The following is a 22,456-nucleotide window of genomic DNA, read 5'->3' as shown; positions in this document are numbered from 1 at the left end:
TCTCCTTACTCGATCGTTAATTTCACCAATACCTCTACATTGCCTTTTAATGCCTTGCTAATCATGCAAGTAGATTCTGCCTTAAATGCAAGTCGCTCTGCCATTTTTTCATTTTTCTCTGTGCGCTCAGCAAGCTTGAGCGTTAACTTATGAATAATTTGTTGATATGTAAAAACGCCATTCGTTACATCGACAATACCATCTGACTGCATATCGATTGTCGCCTTGATAGCTGCTCTTTCCAGCATGGCTGCAAGCGAAATAATATAGCATGTTGCTGCTGCACCTAGCAGCATTTCATCTGGGTTTGTTCCAATGCCTGGGCCATCCATTTCAGGTGGAATGGATATTTGCGTCTGTAAACGCTGTGCCTGCAAATCACCTACTGCATTCCTTCCACCATCCCATTTCGTCTGTAAAACAAATGTATGTTGCATAGCTAATCCCTCCTATTATTAACAAGACGTTGCTGGAAGCATTTTAGTTACCGTTGTTAAGTGATCTCCCATAACAGAGTGCACAATGATTTCATTCGTTCCTTGTGTTAATACAATGCCGTTTAATTGACCACCTTGCATAATGACACCGCCATCAAGACCTATCTTTTTACCACAAGGAGAAATCCATAGCTTTCCTGTGCCGTCTTCATTTAAATAAGGTGTTGGTGTATGCCCAAATATAACGGTTTCCTTTGCCACATGCGGTGTATGGTGAAATTTATCGCGAATCCATATTAAATCGCGTGGCTCTGTTTGTGCTGCATCCTCTTTTTCAGGGTCAATGCCACCATGCACAAAGAAATATTGATCCCAGCGATAAAATAGTGGCAAAGCTTTCATCCATTGTACTAGCTCAGGATAATGTTGTGTAATGTTTTGCGCTGTTTCCTCAGGTGTATTTGCAGTCCATTCGGGTTGCTGGAAGCTAGTAATCGTCGCTGTTCCACCGATATTATTTCCTAGGTAATGCGTATACTCAACATCAGCTAGCCATCTTAAAAATAACTGCTCATGATTGCCTGTTAATGCAATAGCACCTTGTTCTGTCAGTGATTTAACTTTCTGTAAAACCGCTAAGCTCTCCTGCCCTCGATCGATATAATCTCCTAAAAATATCAGCTGCTCTTCCTCTGGCCGCCATTGTGTTAACAATTTCTCTAGCTGACTATAGTGACCATGTATATCTGCTATGACAAACACCTTTTCCATTTTTCCATCTCTCCACAACTTTATTCCTAAATTATTGCCTCTCAATACTGGTGCTATGTTATTTCAAAAGTATTTTCTCTAATTATTATCGTATACAACTTCTATAAACAGTCTAAACTATGATAATCAAGAAGGAAAGGCGAATGGTATTATTGAAAATAATAATTCGAACTTCATCTGGTAAGTTGCGTAAAAAAATCAATACAAAATATAGCAGCAATGCGCAATATACATTACAGCTTCTACAGCTCCTCTCCGATCATTCTAGCGATATCGTTTTTCAAAGAAAATTAACGAGTGAAGGGCCTGTAACCATTATATTTTCAAGCTCGCTTATTGAAAAAATGACTTTACAAGCAGTCGTGCTTGCACCGTTATCTCACTCTATACATCAAATTCAACAAACTGCTGAGCAACTAGCATATAACCAAATTGCTAAGCTTGAAAATAAAATTAATGCAGGCTATACAATTTTATATTTTCATGAAACAAAGCAGTTTTTAGCACTCGACACATATAGTGCACCGGTTCGTGCTATTGCAGAGACAGAGGTTGAATCAACTGTCATCGGTCCGCAAGATGCATTTACAGAGACATTAACAACAAATATTTCATTGATACGAAGACGTATTCAAGAGCATTCCTTGAAAAACGAGAGCATTTGCCTCGGCTCTCAAAACCAATATCAAATTTCGATTATGTATATGGACAATATCGTCAATAAAAAGTTGTTGAAAAGGCTGAGAAAACGCCTTCAGCAAATTGAGGTACCGCCATTATTAGATATTACGGTGTTAAAACAGCTGATTGAGGATAATCCTCTTTCTCCTTTTCCTCAATATTATATAAGTGTAAGACCTGATACCATTACACACTATTTATTAGATGGGCGAATTGCTTTATTAATGGATAATAGTCCAACAGTCATTATATGTCCGACGTCTTTTTTCGAAATGTTTACTACGATTGAGGATTATTACAATCGTTGGACAACCGCTACATTGTTACGCTCCCTACGATTTTTTGGCTTTTTTTTAACGATTATGATTACACCGATGTATATATCAACATTGACCTTTCACCCTGAATTATTGCCCTATGAGCTATTGTTGAATCTACAGGAATCTAGAAGTCAGGTGCCTTTTCCGCCATTGTTTGAAGTGTTGTTTATTGAGTTAATTATTGAAGTATTACGTGAGGCAGGTTCACGAATGCCCGCAAAGGTTGGTCAAACAATTGGTATTGTTGGTGGTATCGTAATTGGCACAGCGGCTGTTGAAGCAGGGTTAATTAGTAATATTTTAATTGTGCTTGTGGCAACATCTGCACTACTATCTTTTTTACCTCCTATTTTTTTAATGAGCAATACAAGTAGATTAGTTCGTTATTTTTTTATTATTGCGGCAGGCTTATTCGGCTTGTTTGGACAAATGTTAGCATTTGCATGGCTTATCATCCATTTATTAAGCATTCGCTCGTTAGGAGAGCCTTATATAGCGCCCTTTATTCCACGTAAATGGACAGATTTATTCAATAGTGTGGTTCGCTTTCCAATGAATTTTTTAAAAAATCGAATGGGTATTTCTAAAAGTCAAAAAAGCTAATGCACTTGCTAAAATGAGGATGAATAAAACATGAAAATAACCCAAAAGAAAGTATTAACGAAAGTGCATGTATTATTTTTAGTACAGAGCTGTTTAATTGGAACAGGCATTTTACAGCTCCCCCAGAAATTAAGTTCCATGGGCTATAGTCAAGCGTTTATGCCACTTTTTTTCGCTTGTATTGCCACAATCACTTTATGGCCAATGGTAAAGCTTAGCTCTAAATTTCCTAATTATAATTTATTTCAAATAAATGAAATATTATTAGGAAAGGTGCTTGGAAAGTTCTTTAATATTCTACTCATTATTATATTTGTAATAATTTGCGTGGATGCTATTAATAGCTATATGCTACTCATTCAAAGTACGGCATTGCCTGAACAGACAATCCCTCTCCCTGTTATCTTTTTTTTAATATTACTTATTTATTTAGTTAAAGGTGGTATTTTTACTATTGCACGCTTTTCAATTATGACATTTTTTATTACATTACCGATGTTATTGCTGATAAAATGGGCCGTGCAAAAAGGAGAGTTTAGTCATTTTTTCCCTATATTCAATTTTACATTTCCAGAATTTTATGAGGCCACAAAAAAAGGCTACGTATCTTTTTTAGGATATGAACTTATCCTATTTTATTTTCCGTTTATTATTCAGCAAAAAAGCGCCTTCAAATATGCAACGATAGGCATTTGGATATCTGGTTTTTTAATGTTAATTACTACAAGTGTAAGTGTTATGTATTTTTCTGAATGGCAGTTAAGCAATGTGGAATTTGCTGTTCTAAATATTTTTAAGGCTGGTGAATATTCCTTTATTGAACGCGCTGATATTATCGGAATGACACTATGGGTTTTCTTAGTTTATTCTACTGTCGCTTTATATTTGTGGGCGGCAAACGAGGGCTTCAAAACAATCATTTTACCGAAGTCACACATTCCTTTATATATTTTAATTGCAATTATTTTTATCCTACTTATTTTACCTCTTTCTCAGCATTTGAAAGAAAAAATCTTTACGATCAATAACTATATATTTTATTTATTCCTTCTTTGGCCTATTTTTTTATTTATCATTTATTTATTTCGAAAAAAGCAGGTGCATCAATGAATAGTAAATTGTTGATTATTTTTCTTCTATTATTTGTCGCTGGCTGCTCTGAAGAACGAAAAATTCCAATAGAAGAAGTCGATATGATTGGGATTATGGCATTTGATTATATTGATGAAAATGTCACAAAACTAACTGTAGCTATTCCGCAATATTCACAGGAAGCAGAAAAGGATACGAAAGTATTTTCTGTAGAAACAGATTTGGTATCACAAGGGATTGTCAAAATAGAGGCACAATCTGATCGAAAGGTCGTATTGAACCAATTACGTGTTATCTTAATTAGCGAGGAATTCGCTCGCAAAGGGCAGCCGAGAAAAATAATCGAACATATTTATCGCAATGCCGAAGTAGGAAATAAAGCATTTATTGCGGTTGTTAAAGATCAAGCAGCAAATCTTCTATATGCTGAATACCCTGATAAGCCGAATATTAATTTTTATTTAAATGACTTACTGCTTCCTAGCTTAAACACAGCGTTTAATCCTAACACTAACATTCACGACTTTATTTATGCGACAACAAACCCTACAAGAGATGCTATCGTTCCATATCTTGAATTGCACGGTGATAACGTTGAAATTTCAGGCTTTGCCTTGTTCAAAGAGGATGCGATGGTAGATGTCATTCCACCTAATGAAGCGGTTTACGTTCAAGCACTGCTTTGTAGACAAAATCTTGCGCCACTTGTTATTGATGTACCTAATGAAACAAAAGTATTACTTAATCTCGTTAAAAGCAAGTGTAAAATAGACAGCAATAAAGATAATCAGCAGCCAAAGCTCACTGCCCATTTACTAATTAAAGCCACCTTAAGCGAATATCGTATTGAGGATACAGATAAATTAAACAGTTGGAAAGAAATTAATCAAATCGAACACTTAATTAATGAACAGCTAGCACAAGACATTGAAGCATTTATAAAAAAATTAAATGAACAGCAAATTGACCCAATTGGTTTAAGCGAAAACTTCCGTAAGCATACGAGAGGGAAATGGACACGCGCTATGACAGAGGATGTGTTAAGCAAATTAGAAGTAGATGTGCAAGTGAGGACAATTATCGTTAGTATGGGGACATTAAAATAATAAAACCAAAACAAATTAGGGTGTTGAGTTTCCTCAACACCCTAATTGTTATGTGGATTAATTTAAAACCTTTATTTTGACTGTTTTGACACCCCATTGCATCGCATTTTCATACTCTGGAATGAAGACATCAATTTTATGCCCTTTAATCGCACCACCAGTATCACCTGCAATTGCTTCTCCATAGCCCTCTACCCATACCTTTGTTCCAAGTGGAATCACTCTTGGGTCAACAGCAATAACCTTTTGATTTGGATTTGCTCGCAAATCGATACCGTAGGCAGTCGTACCTGAACAGCCTTCACAATAAGCCGTATAGGCAGTTGCTGTAACAACCATTTCATCACCTTGCTGCTGTTCGTATACTTCGACAGTTTCCTCTTTCGTTTTGTTACTTGGTGATACAACTGCTACGACCTTTTCTTCTTCAGCTCTAATAGGCTCGTCCCCATCGCTATAAATCGTCAACTCATCACCAGGGAAAATTAACGTATTCGATATATCATTCCAAGCCATTAATGACTGAAGTGGTACACCATGTGTTAAGGCAATACGATATAAATTATCTCCTTCTTCTACAGTATAAATCGTTGGCCCTGTTTCTTGCGAGTCTTCCATGCTTAACGCATCCCACATATGAATGCTATAGTCGATAGGTAAATCACCGCTGAGAGGCAACGGAATTGCCGCCATTGGATAAATTGCTGTTATATGCAACAAAAACGACATCACCAAGCTCATGATCACTAGTTTAGTTTTCAAAATAATGCTCCTCCTTTATGGATGCAATGAATTTTCAACTAGTGTTACCGCATATAAATGAAAATAAACATTTTTCTTAAAAAAATGACATATTCTCCGCTTTTCTTCCAAATTCCTAAAAGGAGTGACGTGCCTGCATTACGATTAGCTTATGTATGATTGTAAAAAATGAAGAGGCAGTACTTACCAGATGTCTCGATTCTATTCAACAGGTTGTGGATGAAATTAATATCGTGGATACTGGGTCAACGGATGCCACAAAAAGCATTGCGGCTCAGTATACTTCAAGAATTTTCGACTTTCCATGGATTCATCATTTTGCCGCTGCACGTAATTTCTCTTTTCAACAAGCAACAAAGGATTATATTTTATGGCTTGATGCAGATGATATCTTAACAATTGACAATCAAACAAAATTACAGCAGCTAAAATCAACATTATCGACTGCGGTTGATGCTGTATCAATGGATTATCATCTCGATTTCGATGAGCAAGAAAAAGTTATTCATTCTTTGAGACGAAATCGTCTTGTGAAAAGACAACGTCAATTCCAATGGATCGGTGCTGTTCATGAATACTTAGCGGTAGATGGTACCATTATCAATAGTGATATTGCAATTTGTCATCGACCACTAAGCCATGATGCTGCGCGCAATATCGCGATTTATGAGCGATTACTTGAAGCTGGCGAAGCATTTTCACCACGCGACCTTTATTATTATGCCAATGAATTAAAAGATCATGCGAAATATGCGGAAGCTGTTGACTACTATGAGAAATTTTTAGCAACAGAGCAAGGCTGGCTTGAGGACTGCATACATGCTTGCTTTAAATTGGCGGATTGTCATCACGCATTACAAAATGAAGCAAATGCTATTAGAGCTGTTGTGAGGAGCCTTACATTTGATTCCCCACGCCCTGAAGCATGCTGTCGTTTAGGCTTTTATTTTATGGAACAGCACAAAAATCAGCAGGCAATTTATTGGTATAAGCAAGCTTTATCCATTACAGAATCTACACATGCAGCATTTCGCAATTTGACCTTTACCACATGGCTACCTCATTTACAGCTATGTGTACTCTACGATCGTTTACAACAATATGCGCTTGCTTACGAGCATCATAAGCAAGCAAAAAACTTTTCTCCTCAGCATCCTCAAATATTGCATAATGAACAGTATTTTCAACAGCTGTTTAGCAGCGATAACTAGTGCTGAATTCAAAAGGCTGTGTGGAAGTAGACTCCACACAGCTTCATACTAGAAATTATAGTTCAATGAATAAGAAATTTTCACATTAGCTACTCCAGTAGCTGTACCTGCTAATTGAATTTCAGTAATATTATTAGCAGTTATTGATACAGAATTACCTGGTGCAATTGCTGCAATTGCTGGTGTTGCGGGATTACTTGTTACAGATAGTGTTACATCGCCAGTTGATGAGCTCGCATTTTCCACTAAAATTGTTCCGTTAATCGCAAATGGTGTAGAATTTTCCCATACTGTTACTGGTGTCTCATCAGCTAATGTTAAATCTTGACAGACAGAGTCGTGTACACTTGTTTTATTACCGCAACAGCTTCCTAATTTCGCCATGCTTTCCCCTCCTTTGCTTAAAAGTCATTGCTATTGTATGTTTTATTTATGCTGATACATCGGTCAACCGAACTATGCAAGCTCAATGTTCTTTATTTTCTTCCATGTAATCGTCAATTCCACTGTACTATTAGCATGGGATTGAATTTCTATTAATAAAATATTATGCATTGTGAACGCTTTACATATTTCATCAACCGCTATAGTTGAAAAGATGCCTTCTTGTTCATAAATTTTCATCGTGAAGGGCTGCGTTGTACATACATTCACTGTCACTACATTTTCTACATCAGGCATATTATTTAGCCATATAAATTTTGGACTTCTATCAGAGCTACCCGAAATTGTCGTACATATTTTCTCACGTATCGTCGTATGACATACGTAGTTATCATCAATTGGCTGGCAAATTGTTACACAGCAAAAGCAAGCTAGATCCACAATAATTTTTTGTTTCGTATGAATTAGCTTTTTCTTACAGCAACATGGAAAAAGGATTTCAAATATGGCACACTGACCGTCTTCAGCAACAGCTATAAGTGAAAAAAATGCGAAATAAATGGGCAATGTGGCGAAAAGCCTATAACAGTTAAAGGCTGACCCTCTTCATCCAATAGTATGACTGGCTTTCCTTTTTCTATTTTGGTCATGTCCATTAATTATCCCCCCTCCCTATTTTATACATACGATCGTTATCTATTTTATGAAGAGCTTTTTAACAAATATAGTTTCTTTGTCCGCCTCCTTGTTAAATCATGCGAATAAGTTAATTTAAACGACATAATAGGGAGGAGGAATTTAGGTGGACATACAAAATTGCAAAAAATGCGCTTCTAAAAATTGCAATTGTAATCGGGCATTAGGCTGTAAAGGAAATACGGGACCTACTGGACCTACTGGCGAAACAGGTGCTACCGGCGCTACTGGACCTACTGGTGCAACAGGTGCTACCGGCGCTACCGGACCTACTGGTGCAACAGGTGCTACCGGCGCTACTGGGCCTACTGGTGCAACAGGTCCTGCTTTCACAGAAGGCTTTTCTGCTTTTAAAAGCTCCTTAGTGACAAATAGCTCAACAGCTATTACGAACTGGATTGTCACAGCTCCATACTATTCAACAGGCGGATTCAATCCAACAACAGGTGTATTCACTGTGCCTGTAACAGGGCGCTATTCATTTGCAGCAACGTTAAACTATTCTACAGTTGCTATCATTAGTTTATCGTTAGGTAGTGGCATTAACCCTGCATTTTATATGCGACGTAACACTTCAACAAATGTTATTAGCGGGCTATTTCCTTTATTAAACGTGTCTGTCACTTTACTAACTTTACGTGCTATTTTAGGAAATGGTACTGTCACACTTGCGGGGGATTTATTATTAAACGCTGGGGATACGATTGATTTATACTACGAAGCAAATGGATTAACAATTGGATTAAATTTAGGTGGGGTAAACTCCGCAGGGATGGTGTGGTCATGTCACCGTATTTCTTAAACAAAAGGCCGTCTGAAAAGATAATATCTTTCCGGACAGCCTTCTTACAATCAATCTTCTTGTGGGAACAAAATATCGCCTTTATTTTCCTGCGACATCAGGAATGGTACAAGTGCCTTTGAAATCTCTTCTAGCGAATATGGCTTTGTTAAATATTTTGCTACCCCATATTTCTCCACTAACTCCTCCACTTCATCTAACGCTGAGGAAATAACAATTGGAATTTTGCTTGTTTGCTCTGTTTCTTTCAACTGTTGAATCAATTCCCAGCCGCTCATCTCATCGCTTAACATTAAATCAACAACGATGCCGATAAATGGTGTAGTTAATGCTTCTTCATATGCTCTTTGCACATTATTGTGATAAACAACAGTAAAGCCTTTACTTTTTAATTCCTCTGATAACAGTAAGGCTAAGCTAGCATCATCTTCTACAATCATAACATTCGCACCTTGTGAAGTTGAGAAATGTGAAGGCTCCTCCAATATGCTTAACTCATTATCTAATGGCAATGTAAAGTACACGGTTGCCCCTTTTCCTTCCACAGACTCAATCCAAATATCGCCATTATGCATTGAAATAATTTCACGGCAAATCGCTAAGCCAAGTCCTGTTCCACCAATTTTCCGCCTAGCGCTATTATCAATGCGCTTAAATTTTTGGAACAAATCGGATAAATCAGCTGTTGCAATACCGATTCCTTCATCCTTTATAGCAACCTGTAACATTTGCTCTTTATTCTCCAGTAAAATTGCCACATCCCCACCATTTGGTGAAAATTTAATCGCATTGCTCACAATATTTAAAAATACTTGAATTAATCGTTCCTCGTCTGCCTTTACAATAACATTGCGTGCTTTATCAATTAAATGAATATGGTGATTCTTTTCATGCTGAAAACGATTAATTACATCCATTGCAATTTCATTTACTTGCAATGGCTTCATCACATATTGCTGTCTGCCCGACTCCATTCGCTGCAAATCTAGGAAATCATTAATCAAATTCGTCAGGCGCTGCGCCTCCTTATGAATCGTTTCAACATATTTTTGCTGACGCTCAGGCTTTAACGTTTTTGTTAAAAGTAGCTCTGTAAAACCGAGTATGCTGGAAAGTGGTGTGCGCAATTCGTGACTTACTGTGCTTACAAGCTCTGATTTCATTTTGTCAATTTCATATTCTTTCGTAATATCGCGATGAACAAAAATCGTACCAATTTTTTGGTTACCTTCAAATAGACATGTTGCATACACCTCTACAAACGTATCCTGCTCAAATGCTAATGCGTAACGCAATGTTCGCTTATCCTCAAAGCTTTCCGCAATCGCCTTTTCAAAAAACTCAAGCAATGGTCGTGGCTCCTTGCAAAGTAGCTCAAAATTTTGTAGCCATACCTTTTTCATAAATGGCTGCTCTGTTTGTGGCATGATCATTATTTGTTCAAATGCATGGTTAATTAATAATGTATCGCCCTCACTTGAAACAAGGTGCAAGCCTTCATTAATTGTTTCAATAATATTTTTACTTAGCTGCCTTGAGCGCTCAACCTCTTCATACATTAAAATACGATCAAAGGCAATCGATACACGTTTCAGCAAGCCATTCAGCTCATTTTGTTCATCCTCCGCAAAGTTATGCCCTTCGCGAGTTGCCATTAAAACTGCTACAAGCTTCCCTTGTGCATTCACAATGGATGCATACATATCATAAGCATAATACGGAGTTTGAGCTATGCCACGTGCCAGCTCATCTACCTCACGTTTAATAATAAATGACTTCTCCTCCTCCAGACGTGTCAGCTTATTAGCATCTAAGCTATGCATTCTTTCAGCGGCATAGCTAGCTGCTAAGCCTTTTGCATCCTGCACATCTCCCTCAAGCCACATTAAAATACTCGCATCAAAGCGATATACATCATTTAAATAATTATGCAGGTTTTCGACAAGCTGCTGCTTATTCAATGTAAAAGTTAAAGCATGATTTAGCTGATTATATTTTTCAAGCTGATTTAATGAGCGCTGGAGCTGTAATTGGTTTTCCTGCAATTCATCCTGCTGCATTAACAGCTCTTCATTTTGTGTTGTTAGCTCCTCCTCCTTATCTTGAATTGATTTTGTCATATTGATAAAGGCATTTGCTAACACACCTAATTCATCATTCATTTTTTCCAATTTTTTCACAGCGAAAGGCCTTCCCTCTGCAAAGGCATTTGTTGCTGCTGTCAATTGTTCAATTGGGCTAATTAATTTTTTCGTTACTCGATGTGTAATAAAGCCAATCAATAGAATGATGCCTATACTTAACAAGAAAGAGAACAAGGCGATATTTTCTACTCTATGAATGGTCTTTCGAAATAAATTATTTAACTCCTCATTCGTTTGCACTTTATAGGATTTTGTATAGCTGACAAGCCGATTCACCACATCATTAGCTCCACTATTTGATAAATTGCGAAGCGACTCATAATCATCTGCCTGCACATAGGAAATCGCTGTTGGCAAGATGTTGGCACGATAATTTGCAGCAAACTCATTCAACTCGTCATATAAAGCACGTTCATCAGCTGACAGTTCCATGTTTCCATATTTTCTCAATTGTTCATCTAAGAAGTCTAAGTCCTCATATAACAGTTGTAATTCCTGCTCATTTTTAAACGAATAGTAGCCTCGAGCGCGAAAAAAAATGTCATGAAAAATATCTGACAGCCCATCGATAATAATAACCTTCTCCATCATTGCTTCCTGCTGCTCCTCCAAAGCTTGGTTACGAGCATTTGTTAAAAAATAAAATACTAAAATAAATAGTAAAAAAATACTCGTTAAAAGCAAGAAAGTGTGAAGAAATTGCTTGCGAATGCTCTTTTTCAATATAGTAGATTCATTTGGCATTTAAAGCCTCCTCTACTAACTCCGCTAACTTCATTGGACTAAATGGCTTCGACATAAAATAATCGACCCCTTTTTCAAACACCCGTTGCTTATCTGCCTCTTGCGATTTTGCTGTTAGCATAATGATTATTAGCTGCTCCCTTACATTTGATGGCAAATTATCAATGACTTCAATACCTGTTAAGTTTGGCATCATATAGTCGAGTAGCATTACATCATAGCTTGCTTCCTCTAGCTTTTGCAAAGCGCTTGGCCCATCCTCTGCCTCATCAATTTCATAGCCCATATCCTCTAGCGTATCTCGAATTAACATGCGTAAAATTTCTTCATCATCTACGACTAAAATTTTTGCCATAATTATACCCCCTAAAAAATACGCTCTGCTAAGCGCAGGATGCGTGATGACACATCAGCAATTTGGAATGGCTTACGAATATAATCATCCGCACCGTTTTGAAATGCCTCTAGCACATATTTTTCACCTGTTTGACCAGTCAGCATTGACACAATTACTTCCTTCGATGAATAATTTGCACGAATCTTTTTCAGCACCTCAATACCGCTTATATTTGGTAGCATCCAATCTAATAAAATAATGTATTTATAGTTTTCATCGTACCAGCCTGAATATAAAAATGTGAAGCCGTCGTTAAATGCAGCTACTTCTGCAATGGCTTCATCATGTTGAGCAAGCTCCTCAAAATGCTTTGTAAGCATATCGCGAATAATATATACATCATCAATCACAATTACTTTGATTTGCTTTTGCTTTTTCATATACTCAATAGATAGATCAAAGCATACCGCCCGATTTCTTCCTGTCGTTTTCGCTGCATAAAGCGCTCGGTCAGCTGCCTCTAATAGCTTTTTCGAATGCATATAATGCTCATTAACACCCATTAACCCTGAGGAAAATGTGACATGAAACATAGTATCATTTGCTATAAATGCTTTTTGCTCCATTGCTTGACGGATTTTTTCCACAAGTAAATACGCTTCATCCACTTCCGTATTTGGCATTAGTAACACAAATTCTTCGCCACCATATCGGCATAAAATATCTTGTTCACGCTTTAATTCCTTTACAAGCACCGCGAAGCCTTTTAATACTTCATCACCAATTAAATGTCCATATGTGTCATTAACCTTTTTAAAGAAATCTAAATCAATAATAGCTACAGTGAACATTTCGCCTATTTTTTTATATCGCTCAATGAGTATTTTCAATTTTCCTTCGAAATGCTTGCGATTATAAACCTGTGTTAATTCATCAATGACAATGGCATATTCTAGCTCTTTTCGATATGCAAGACGATTCGTCACATAGGCAAATAAAATATCTTCATCAATCGGCTTTGACACAAAGTCCATCGCACCTAATGCATAAGCACGAATGCGATTTTCCTTGTTATGGTAGCTACTCATCACCGCAATAAATGTGCGGTCCTTTTTAATTTTTTTAATGCTGTTTAAAATGGAAAAGCCATCAATGTCTGGCAATGCAATGTCTAAAAAGACGAGCGCAGGCTGCACTTCATAAATAAGCTCTATCCCCCGCTTTCCATTATGTGCCACGATGACAGAAAATCCTTTTTTCTCTAGCGCACTTTTTAAATAAGCGATAAAGACCATATCATCATCAATAATTAATATAAACTCTTTTGACATATCGCTTTTGACAAGTGATTGAACGACTTCCACATTTTCTCCTGAATGATGATTCGTCTCATAAAAGGAAAGTGCCTCGATGAGCGGGCTTAAATACATTGTCCATTGTTCCTTCAGCCATTCTAGCTCGCTCGTTTCACTTAAATTCACCAGCTTTTCAGTAGCAATAGCAGATAGACCATGTAAGCCAATTGAGCCTGCTGTCCCTTTTAGTTGATGCAAAAAAGCATATACTTCCTTCTCCTTTATCGATTCCCTTTCTCTCCACCTCAGAAAATTTGTCTGCATGCGCTTATACATCATTTGCTGGTATTTTTCTGCTCCCATTTTATAACGCTCCTATCAAAAAATATCTTGAATAAAGTATATCGTACAAGTATAAAAAAGATAGATGCATTGATTGAATAAATGCTATTTTTCGTATTTTTGTAACATCGTAATGTAGCCTTTTTCTTGCATCTAGCTTCAAATTAAAAAAGCAGCCCATTTTGGACTGCTTTTTTAGAACAAATTTGCACTATTATAGCTGCCAAGAGGCTGTCAACCGGTCATGATTTGTTATAACCTTAACCTTGCATCTTGGATTTGAAGGAGCTTTATGCTTTAAGGATTAAGCTTTAGAAAATAAGAGCTTTGATGCTTGAACCTTGTGCTTTAAACATTTAGCTTTGAGCCTTCAAGTTTGTTTCATCGATTATTAGTTAAGTGCGTTGTTTCAATTTTTCAACTCGCACACAACGCAAAGCGCGAGCAACAAATCGGTTGCTGTTTTCACCAGCTTAATATGAGAAATTGTATATTATTATAGAAGTACGGTCAAATATAGTGCATAATTAGTATAGTGAATTTTATTAAGGAGATTTTATAGTATGAACTTTTCAATTCGACAAGAGCGTCCCGCTGATTATAAAATAACGGAGGATGTAATACGTCAAGCTTTTTTAGATGAAGATATGAGCGACCAAAAGGAGCATTTCCTTGTCCAGCGCATCCGCCAATCCTCCGCTTTTATTCCTGAGCTTTCGTTAGTCGCAGTTGATTATGACGATCAAATTATCGGCCATATTTTACTATCGAAAATTACGATTGAGGATGGCGAAAAATCGGTTGATTCTTTAGCGCTTGCACCCGTATCTGTTTTACCGTTATTTCAAAACAAAGGAATTGGCAGTCAATTAATTAAAGAAGTATTACAAAAAGCTGCGGACATTGGGCAGCAATCTGTCATCGTTTTAGGACATGCAGCATACTATCCTAAATTCGGCTTCCGTCAAGCCCGAGAATGGAATATTTTCGCTCCATTTGAAGTGCCAAGTGAAATTTTCATGGCGCTTGAATTAGTACCGAATGCACTCCAAAACGTACAAGGTACTGTTCGTTATTCAGATGCGTTTGAAGGTTAGGAAAAAGGAGGCATGTGATGTTTACAGTTGGTGTAATCGGCTCTACAACATCTGTGCATAAAGTCATCTCACTTGCACAAAATTTAAACCTAAAAGCACATTTTATTGCATTGCCTTATAAAAGCTTTCAAGAAACAAAACAAATTATTCAAGCACACGACCATGAGGTCGACTTTTGGTTTCCAACAGGTCAGCTGCCTTATGCCATCGCAAAGGAATATTTGCAAACAGATGACTATTTAATACCAATTCAAAATAATGAAGCAAGCTTATATAAAGCTTTTTTAGAGGTTGCACATCATTCCAATATATTTTTGCAGCAACTAAGCATTGATGAACTATCCAAGCAGGCAGTAGACGATGCGCTCACACAGCTGAATATTGCATCCTCTCAAATCTATTTAAAAATTTATGATACGAAGACAACATTGGCTGAGCTTGTCACCTTTCATAAAATGCTATGGGAGGAAGGCAAAACATGTGGTGCCATTACAAGCTTCGAGGCAGTTTATACAGCGCTACAGCAAATAGGAATTCCCGTTTATTGGTATTCAATTAGCCATTCAGAAATTCTTCATGCTTGTAAAGTGCTAGAGGAAAAAATAAAAACCTCGTTCTTCAAAGATACGCAAATTGGTATTTGTATTATTACAATGGAAGAAATTGAGGCGGAAATTTCCCCCATTCGTCCATACACACAGCAATATTTAGCGCTACAAATAAAGGAAATATTAATTAATTTAAGCGAGCATATCGACGGTTTTTTAACAGAGCAAGGTGAGCATCGCTACATTATTTTTAGTACCCGTGGCGCCATCGAAAAAAACTTTTCAATTGTGCGTCAAAAAATTCAAGAGCTTAAGCTATTAGCTAATAAGCATATTATTGCAGGCATCGGCTATGGCGAAACCGCCTTAGCAGCCGAAATGAATGCAGCAACTGCTAACCAACACTCTCGCCACCATGAACAGCATGAGCTATTTATTATGCAGGAGGATGGAACGATAGTTGAGCATTTCGGGCATAGCCGAGAGCTTGTGTACACGAATAAATTATTGAATACACCATCGCTAGAAGCTTTAAAGGAAGCCAATATTAGCATGCGGACATATAATCGTATTCAAGCATTACTTTTAAAACTAGGCACAGAGCATTTTACAACACTAGATTTAACGAACCATTTAGCTATGGAAAATCGCAACGCAAGGCGCATCGTTACGAATTTAAGCAAGGCAGGCCTAATTGAATGTGTAGGAGAATCTACGCACCATGCTAAAGGAAGACCACGTAAAGTGTATCGATTTGTATCACAAAAATGAGGCTGGGACAAAACCCACCTCTAAATTAAAAAGCCGGTGAAATTTTACCATCAGTAAAATTTCACCGGCTTTCAATTTTTTCATAAAAAATAAGGATCACTTCTGATAAAATTAAGTCACCATAACCAAATTATACAGAAAGAAGGATCCTTATGTTTAAAGATTATAACATGAATCAATTAGTTTTACCGCTGGATGTTGAAATAAAATTACAAGAACACGATATCGCCTTCTCTATTCATCAATTAGTGGAAAGTATCCCCACAGAAGCTTTCGCTCCTTTTCTGCAACAAACCGGCTGTCCAGCCTATCACCCACGTATGATGCTCAAGCTCATTTTATGTGGCTATACCCAATCAGCGTTCTCTGGTCGCCGAATTGAAGACCTGACGAAAGATAGCCTTCGTATGATGTGGCTTGCGCAAGGCTATCAACCAAGTTACCGTACCATCAATCGTTTCCGTGTTCACCCATTGACAAAGGAATTGCTTCGTCAATGTTTCGTGCAATTCCGTTGTCAACTGGTGAAGGAGGACCTGATTGCGCAAGAAGCCATTTTTATTGACGGCACGAAAATCGAAGCAACTGCGAACAAATTCACCTTTGTGTGGAAACGTTCGATTGAAAAATATGAAGCGAGTTTGGTGGAAAAATCAAACCAGCTGTATGAGGAATTACTGCAACAACAAATTATACCAGCCATCGAACAAGAAGTGGAAACGCAGCTGTCCATCACTGAATTAAAGCAGGTGGCAGAAAAATTAGAAGAAGTCGTAGCCGACTATACAGAAAGAATCGAGCAATCCGAAAAGGCACAAGAGCGAAAGCAGCTACGAAGTGAACGAAAAACACCGAAACAACAATGGAAGCAAGTAAACGAGTGGATCACCCGCAAACAGAAATATGAACGAGATTTTGCGATTTTCGGCAAACGGAATAGCTATGCCAAAACAGACCCTGATGCAACTTTTATGCGCATGAAGGATGACTACATGCAAAATGGCCAATTAAAAGCGGGCTACAATTTACAAATTGCGACAGAGGGACAGTACACATTGGCTTATGGCATTTATGCGAATCCAACGGATACGAAAACGTTGATTCCCTTCTTGGATGAAATCGAGAGACGCTATTTTCAATTGCCACAACATATCGTAGCCGATGCCGGCTATGGTAGTGAGCCAAACTATGAAGATGTACGAAACAACCGAAAGTGTGAACCTGTGATTCCCTATACGCATTATCGAAAAGAGCAAAGCAAAAAATACCAACAAGACCCCTTCCGAACAAGTAACTGGATGTATGATGAAGAGTTGGATACCTATATCTGTCCATACCAGCAAAAAGTAACGTTCCGCTATGAGTCAACACAAGAAGACAAAGAAGGATTCCAACGAACGTTTCGTATCTATGAATGCGAAGACTGTACCGGTTGTCCATTTCGAGAGAAATGTACGAAAGCCCAAGAAGGCAAGTCACGGAAAATCAAGGTAAATGAAAACTGGGAACAACAAAAAGCATATGTACGTACAAAGCTTTCAGAAGCCAAAGCAGGAACTCTCTACCGTCAACGAAAAGTAGATGTAGAACCAGTTTTTGGCTGTCTGAAGGCTAATTTAGGTTTTACTCGCTTTTCGGTTCGTGGTCAATCGAAGGTGGAAAACGAAATCGGCTTCGCTTTGATGGCCGTGAATCTACGAAAGTATAGGTGGAAGAGGAAATCTTCTTCCAGTTCTTCCTTTCACACATCAAAAAATCGAAATCACCTGATGCGATTTCGATTTTTTGTATGGACTAGAACTATTTATGTCCCAGCCTCATTTTTCTAGTTCAAAAGATATAATTCGCCCGTAAAGCTTCCATATTCGCCCGCAAGACGCTTAAATTCGCCCATTAAAAAGCGTGTGCCTGAAATTACTTTCAAACACACGCCTCTTTCTATCGTAAATGAACCTTTGTCCCTTTATTTAAAATGCTATCATAATCAATATATTCATAAATATCCGATTGAATCACATCGCTAAACTGCTGTAGCTCCTGTAATGTTAAATCCTCAATCCCTTTATTGTGATCTTCACAATAAATAACGACCTTGCCAACAATGCTATGTGCATCTCTAAACGGTGTTCCTGCTTTGACTAAATAATCCGCTAGCTCTGTCGCATTTAAAAAGCCTTGCTTCACAGAGGCACGCATCTTGTCTTCATTGACCTTTAATGTGCGAATCATTTCTGTCATAATTTTCAAGGAAGCGAGCGTCGTATCAATCGCATAGAAGAACGATTCCTTTTCCTCCTGCATATCTTTATTATACGTCAACGGTATGCCCTTCATAATTGTAAAAATTGAGAATAATGCGCCATACACCTTCCCTGTTTTGCCACGAATTAGCTCCGCTGCATCGGGGTTTTTCTTTTGGGGCATAATGCTGCTACCTGTTGCGTAGGCATCATCAATTTCGATAAACTTAAACTCTTGGCTGCACCATAAAATCAATTCCTCACTCATACGGCTTAAATGCATCATAATAATTGAGAAATCAGAAGTTAACTCTAGTACATAATCACGCTCGCTCACACCGTCCATAAAATTATCAACAGGCTTTGTAAAACCAAGCTCCTTTGTCGTAATCGTGCGGTCAATGCTATGTGTTGTCCCCGCAAGTGCTCCGCAGCCAAGCGGATTTTCGTTTAACAATTCCAGTGCATTTTGCACGCGCTTTTGGTCGCGGTTGAACATTTGATAATAGGCCATTAAGTGATGTTTAAATGTGACCACCTGTGCCCTCTGTAAATGTGTATAGCCTGGCATTATATATGGATTTTCTTCTGCCTTATCCTTTAATACTTGCTTAAACGCTTCAAGCACTTCCACCATTTCACGTGCTTTTTTGCGTGCATACATTCTCGTATCAACCGCCGTTTGGTCGTTGCGGCTACGCGCTGTATGCAGCTTTTTCCCGACATCACCGATACGCTTAATTAAATTCATTTCGACAAAGCTATGAATATCCTCATAGTCACCTTCGATTGGCAGTGCACCGCTCTCGATATCCGCTAAAATACCTGTTAAGCCCTCTGTAATTAATTCACCCTCTGTGGCAGAAAGTATCTCGCAATACACAAGCATTTTCACATGTGCCAAGCTTCCTGTAATATCCTCAAAATAAAGTCGCTGGTCAATTTCTAGTGAGCTATTAAATTCCTCCATTAAACTATTTTCCTCATTACGAAAACGTCCGCCCCAAAGCTTCATTTGTTATGCCCCCTCTAATTCTTCCTTTTTCTCTCGATTTCTTGCAATTCGCCCTAAAATAAGTGTACCGATAATCATTAAAATAATCGCCAATACTGCTGTGTACACACTTTCATACATCCCTGCAACTAAAAAGGCAATCAATGTAATACATGCGTTAAATAGCGCAATCGGAATTTGCGTTTTATTATGATCCACATGGTCACAGCCTGCACCTGTCGATGATAAAATCGTCGTGTCCGAAATTGGCGAACAATGGTCACCGAAAATACCACCTGAAATGACTGCACCAATAGCGATATATACTGAAATATCAAGATGATACGCTAATGGAATTGCTAAAGGTAGCATAATGGCAAATGTTCCCCAAGATGTTCCACATGCAAACGACATAATGGCACCAAGAATAAAAATAATCGCTGGGATAAGCATCACTGGAATCGCTCCATCCATCACGCTTACTAAATAATTGGCTGTTCCTAGCTGCTCTAATACTGTACCTAACGACCATGCCAATACAAGAATCACGACGATATCCATCATACGACGCATACCGGATACGTAAATATCAAACGTTTCCATCACTTTTTTTACTTTATACGCAACCATGAGTGCCATCAGCACAATTGCTGCTGTTAAATAAGAAATACTCAACGCAACCCTAAATTCCCCACCTGCCACTTGCTTGAATGGGAAGCCTAATGGAATTAATTGTCCAAACAACATAACAAGCAGCACAAGGATTGGTACTAATACTAGGCTCGCTTTACTTTTCGTTTCTAAATATTCATTCATCGCCTCTGTTTTACGTAGTGGCTTTGAATGCGGCCAATAAATTTCTCCCGTTTTTTCAATGCGTCGATCTGCCTTCCTCATTGGCCCAAATTCTGATTTTGTTAATAGCATTACTGGTACAATTAGCACTGCTAGCATCGGGTAAATATAAAATGGGAGTGCGTTCATAAAGGCATCCCAATCAGATTCCTTGACACCTAAACGTTCATACTCTTTGCTGATTAAGCCCATAATATAAACACCCCAACCGATGAAAGGAATCATTACCGCTACAGGTGATGATGTTGAGTCAATAATCCATGCTAGCTTCTCACGTGATGCTTTCAATTTATCAAAAATCGGCTCAAAAACTGGACCTACAATCAGTGGTGTACCTAAATCTGAGAAGAAAATAATAATTCCGCCAATCCAAGCAGACAATTGTGCACTTACCTTTGTCCGAATAAATGTGGCTACTTTATCTGCAAATGCCCCTGCACCGCCTGACTTCTCCATTAATGCAACAAAGCCACCAATAAACACAAGTAAAGCTAAAACAGCTGCATTATAGCTATCTGTCGACTGCACAAAAATATAATCGCCAACAATTGATTTTACAGCCTTGAAAATATTACCGTTCAATAAAATAACAATCCCTGTGAAAGCCCCTAAAAATAAGGAAATAATAACGTTCCTCGTAATAAACGCTAAGGCAATCGCAACGACTGGTGGAATAATCGAAATCAATCCGAATGTTTCCATACATATATCCCCCTTTTGGATGATGTAAAGTGATTAAAGGGTAAATACCCTTTATTTATCCTTTATTATAATCTGAAAATTTCTACTTTACAATCAATTTTTTTATCAATTACGCCTCGGCGTAATTGCGTCCAGATTTTTTCAAGCTTGCTTGAAAAAATCTGTGACATCCGCCGGAGGCTTTATCTTGGTTCAGTGGATGTTTGGACATCCATTGAACTAGGTAAACCTATAGCATTCAGCCCCTCCCTACTGAGGAAGGGGTCTTCTACTGAACCAAGATAAAAAACCATCTAACAAGTGATATATTCGTTCACTTGCTAGATGGCCTTTGTTATCTTTTAAAATGCAAAGCCTTAATCCTCGTAATCTATAATCGTTCAATAATCGTTGCATTCGCCATTCCCATACCTTCACAAATAGCGAGTAAACCATAACGTTGTTGCTCACGCTGCATACGATAAAGCATCGTTGTTAAAAGCTTCGTACCTGTTGCACCAAGTGGATGTCCTAATGCAATTGCTCCACCATCTACGTTTAATTTTGCAATATCTGCTCCGGTATCTCTTGCCCATGCAAGCGGCACAGGAGCAAATGCTTCATTGATCTCATATGTATCAATATCTACTAAAGACAGCCCCGCCTTTAATAATACTTTTTCTGTTGCCGCAATTGGACCTGTTAGCATCAGCGTTGGGTCAGAGCCAACAACCGCACGAGTGACAATACGAGCTAATGGCTTGATGCCAAGCTCCTCTGCTCGTTCACGTGACATCAGTAAAACAGCTGATGCACCATCGCTCATTTGGCTCGCATTGCCCGCTGTAATCACCCCATCTTCTTTAAACACAGGCTTTAAGCTACTTAAGGTTTCCATCGTCGTATCCTGCCTTGGCCCTTCATCCGTATCAAAAATAACTGTTTCACCTGCAGCATTTTTTACTTTGAGCGCAACAATCTCTTCTTTAAATTTGCCCTCTGCTATTGCTTGTAATGCGCGTTGATGGCTGCTAACAGCATATTCATTTAGCTGCTTTGCGCTAAGTCCCCACTTTTCAGCAATGCGCTCTGCTGATATGCCTTGATGAATGATTTCGTGCTGCTTTGTTAGCTGCTCGCTTGGCATAACACCCATATAATTTGAACCCATCGCCATGCGTGACATGCTTTCTACTCCACCTGCAATGACGATGTCCATATCCCCTGCTAAAATTGCCTGTGCAGCAAAGTGAAGCGCCTGCTGACTTGAGCCGCATTGTCGGTCAATCGTTACACCTGGTACATGCACTGGAAAGCCTGCAATTAATAAGGCGGTGCGTGCAATATTGCCTGCCTGCTCAGCACTTTGTGTCACGCAGCCTAAAATGACATCTTCCACATCAGCTTTCTCAATGCCTGCGCGCTTTACAACTTCCTCCAAAACAACTGCTGCTAAATCATCTGCGCGTATTTGACTCAAGGCCCCTTTACGTCTGCCAATTGCCGTTCGTGTTGCTGCTACAATAACTACTTCTCCCATAAT

Annotated in this window: 20 protein-coding genes; 8 read left to right on the top strand and 12 right to left on the bottom strand. The window is 38.3% G+C overall.

The genetic code is table 11. The features are described from left to right. Positions 1–5: 5 nt before the first annotated feature. Both R6U77_RS10535 and R6U77_RS10530 read right to left on the bottom strand, forming a co-directional pair. On the bottom strand, positions 6–437 hold the full coding sequence (locus tag R6U77_RS10535; protein WP_319835635.1) for an OsmC family protein: 432 nt from the start codon (positions 435–437) through the stop codon (positions 6–8). Positions 438–455: 18 nt separating this feature from the next. After that, positions 456–1,208: a metallophosphoesterase family protein gene (locus R6U77_RS10530; protein WP_319835634.1), complete on the bottom strand. Its 753-nt coding sequence runs from the start codon at positions 1,206–1,208 to the stop codon at positions 456–458. 143 nt (positions 1,209–1,351) lie between these two features. Here R6U77_RS10530 and R6U77_RS10525 point away from each other — a divergent pair, with 143 nt between their 5' ends. From R6U77_RS10525 to R6U77_RS10515, 3 genes are read left to right on the top strand one after another with little or no spacing between them, the layout of a single operon-like run. Further along, on the top strand, positions 1,352–2,812 hold the full coding sequence (locus R6U77_RS10525; protein ID WP_319835633.1) for a spore germination protein: 1,461 nt from the start codon (positions 1,352–1,354) through the stop codon (positions 2,810–2,812). Positions 2,813–2,842: 30 nt separating this feature from the next. Then, positions 2,843–3,922 carry a GerAB/ArcD/ProY family transporter gene (locus R6U77_RS10520; protein ID WP_319835632.1) on the top strand — a complete coding sequence of 360 codons (1,080 nt, stop codon included), beginning with the start codon at positions 2,843–2,845 and terminating at the stop codon, positions 3,920–3,922. Beyond that, entirely contained in the window at positions 3,919–5,010 is a 1,092-nt protein-coding gene (locus R6U77_RS10515; protein ID WP_319835631.1) for a Ger(x)C family spore germination protein, read from the top strand. The genes R6U77_RS10520 and R6U77_RS10515 overlap by 4 nt, the downstream gene beginning before the upstream one ends. Positions 5,011–5,067: 57 nt before the next feature. Here R6U77_RS10515 and R6U77_RS10510 read toward each other — a convergent pair whose 3' ends face one another. After that, complete coding sequence (locus R6U77_RS10510; protein ID WP_319835630.1) at positions 5,068–5,772, bottom strand: 3D domain-containing protein; 705 nt, start codon at positions 5,770–5,772, stop codon at positions 5,068–5,070. A gap of 155 nt (positions 5,773–5,927) precedes the next feature. On the opposite strand from R6U77_RS10510, the gene R6U77_RS10505 reads away from it, so the two are divergent. Then, positions 5,928–6,983, top strand: coding sequence for a glycosyltransferase family 2 protein (locus R6U77_RS10505; protein ID WP_319835629.1), 1,056 nt, complete (start codon positions 5,928–5,930; stop codon positions 6,981–6,983). Positions 6,984–7,031: 48 nt separating this feature from the next. On the opposite strand, the gene R6U77_RS10500 is transcribed toward R6U77_RS10505, so the two are convergent. The 3 genes from R6U77_RS10500 to R6U77_RS10490 form a co-directional block, all read right to left on the bottom strand. Further along, positions 7,032–7,367 (bottom strand): S-Ena type endospore appendage, encoded by a 336-nt coding sequence (locus R6U77_RS10500; protein ID WP_319835628.1) that lies wholly within the window; start codon positions 7,365–7,367, stop codon positions 7,032–7,034. A gap of 72 nt (positions 7,368–7,439) precedes the next feature. Continuing rightward, a complete protein-coding gene (locus R6U77_RS10495) occupies positions 7,440–7,808 on the bottom strand; it encodes a hypothetical protein (RefSeq protein WP_319835627.1) in 369 nt (122 codons plus the stop codon). A gap of 92 nt (positions 7,809–7,900) precedes the next feature. Then, entirely contained in the window at positions 7,901–8,023 is a 123-nt protein-coding gene (locus R6U77_RS10490; protein WP_293928827.1) for a hypothetical protein, read from the bottom strand. Between the two features lie 146 nt (positions 8,024–8,169). On the opposite strand from R6U77_RS10490, the gene R6U77_RS10485 reads away from it, so the two are divergent. Beyond that, complete coding sequence (locus tag R6U77_RS10485; RefSeq protein WP_319835626.1) at positions 8,170–8,865, top strand: hypothetical protein; 696 nt, start codon at positions 8,170–8,172, stop codon at positions 8,863–8,865. A gap of 50 nt (positions 8,866–8,915) precedes the next feature. Here R6U77_RS10485 and R6U77_RS10480 read toward each other — a convergent pair whose 3' ends face one another. The 3 genes from R6U77_RS10480 to R6U77_RS10470 are packed head-to-tail and all read right to left on the bottom strand — an operon-like array spanning position 8,916 to position 13,748. Continuing rightward, on the bottom strand, positions 8,916–11,753 hold the full coding sequence (locus R6U77_RS10480) for an ATP-binding protein (protein WP_319835625.1): 2,838 nt from the start codon (positions 11,751–11,753) through the stop codon (positions 8,916–8,918). Further along, complete coding sequence (locus R6U77_RS10475) at positions 11,743–12,108, bottom strand: response regulator transcription factor (protein WP_293928821.1); 366 nt, start codon at positions 12,106–12,108, stop codon at positions 11,743–11,745. Before R6U77_RS10475 ends, R6U77_RS10480 begins: the two co-directional genes overlap by 11 nt. An 11-nt stretch (positions 12,109–12,119) precedes the next feature. Then, complete coding sequence (locus R6U77_RS10470) at positions 12,120–13,748, bottom strand: diguanylate cyclase (protein WP_319835624.1); 1,629 nt, start codon at positions 13,746–13,748, stop codon at positions 12,120–12,122. Between the two features lie 542 nt (positions 13,749–14,290). Here R6U77_RS10470 and R6U77_RS10465 point away from each other — a divergent pair. The 3 genes from R6U77_RS10465 to R6U77_RS10455 all read left to right on the top strand — a co-directional run bounded on the left by R6U77_RS10465 (position 14,291) and on the right by R6U77_RS10455 (position 17,972). After that, entirely contained in the window at positions 14,291–14,824 is a 534-nt protein-coding gene (locus R6U77_RS10465; RefSeq protein ID WP_293928817.1) for a GNAT family N-acetyltransferase, read from the top strand. Between the two features lie 17 nt (positions 14,825–14,841). Beyond that, positions 14,842–16,143, top strand: a complete 1,302-nt coding sequence (locus R6U77_RS10460) for a hypothetical protein (protein WP_319835623.1) — start codon at positions 14,842–14,844, stop codon at positions 16,141–16,143. 152 nt (positions 16,144–16,295) lie between these two features. Then, positions 16,296–17,972, top strand: coding sequence for an IS1182 family transposase (locus R6U77_RS10455; RefSeq protein WP_319835622.1), 1,677 nt, complete (start codon positions 16,296–16,298; stop codon positions 17,970–17,972). A 109-nt stretch (positions 17,973–18,081) separates the two neighbouring features. Here R6U77_RS10455 and argH read toward each other — a convergent pair whose 3' ends face one another. The 3 genes from argH to R6U77_RS10440 form a co-directional block, all read right to left on the bottom strand. Then, entirely contained in the window at positions 18,082–19,398 is a 1,317-nt protein-coding gene (argH, locus tag R6U77_RS10450) for an argininosuccinate lyase (protein ID WP_319835621.1), read from the bottom strand. Between the two features lie 3 nt (positions 19,399–19,401). Beyond that, entirely contained in the window at positions 19,402–20,934 is a 1,533-nt protein-coding gene (locus R6U77_RS10445; protein WP_293928811.1) for an SLC13 family permease, read from the bottom strand. A 370-nt stretch (positions 20,935–21,304) separates the two neighbouring features. After that, positions 21,305–22,453: a thiolase family protein gene (locus R6U77_RS10440; RefSeq protein WP_319835620.1), complete on the bottom strand. Its 1,149-nt coding sequence runs from the start codon at positions 22,451–22,453 to the stop codon at positions 21,305–21,307. Between the last annotated feature and the right edge of the window lie 3 nt (positions 22,454–22,456).

The organism is Lysinibacillus louembei (genome assembly GCF_033880585.1).
Lineage (GTDB): Bacteria > Bacillota > Bacilli > Bacillales_A > Planococcaceae > Metasolibacillus > Metasolibacillus louembei.
The sequence above is the reverse complement of the archived record's forward strand: the minus strand, read 5'-3'. Positions and strand labels throughout refer to the sequence as shown.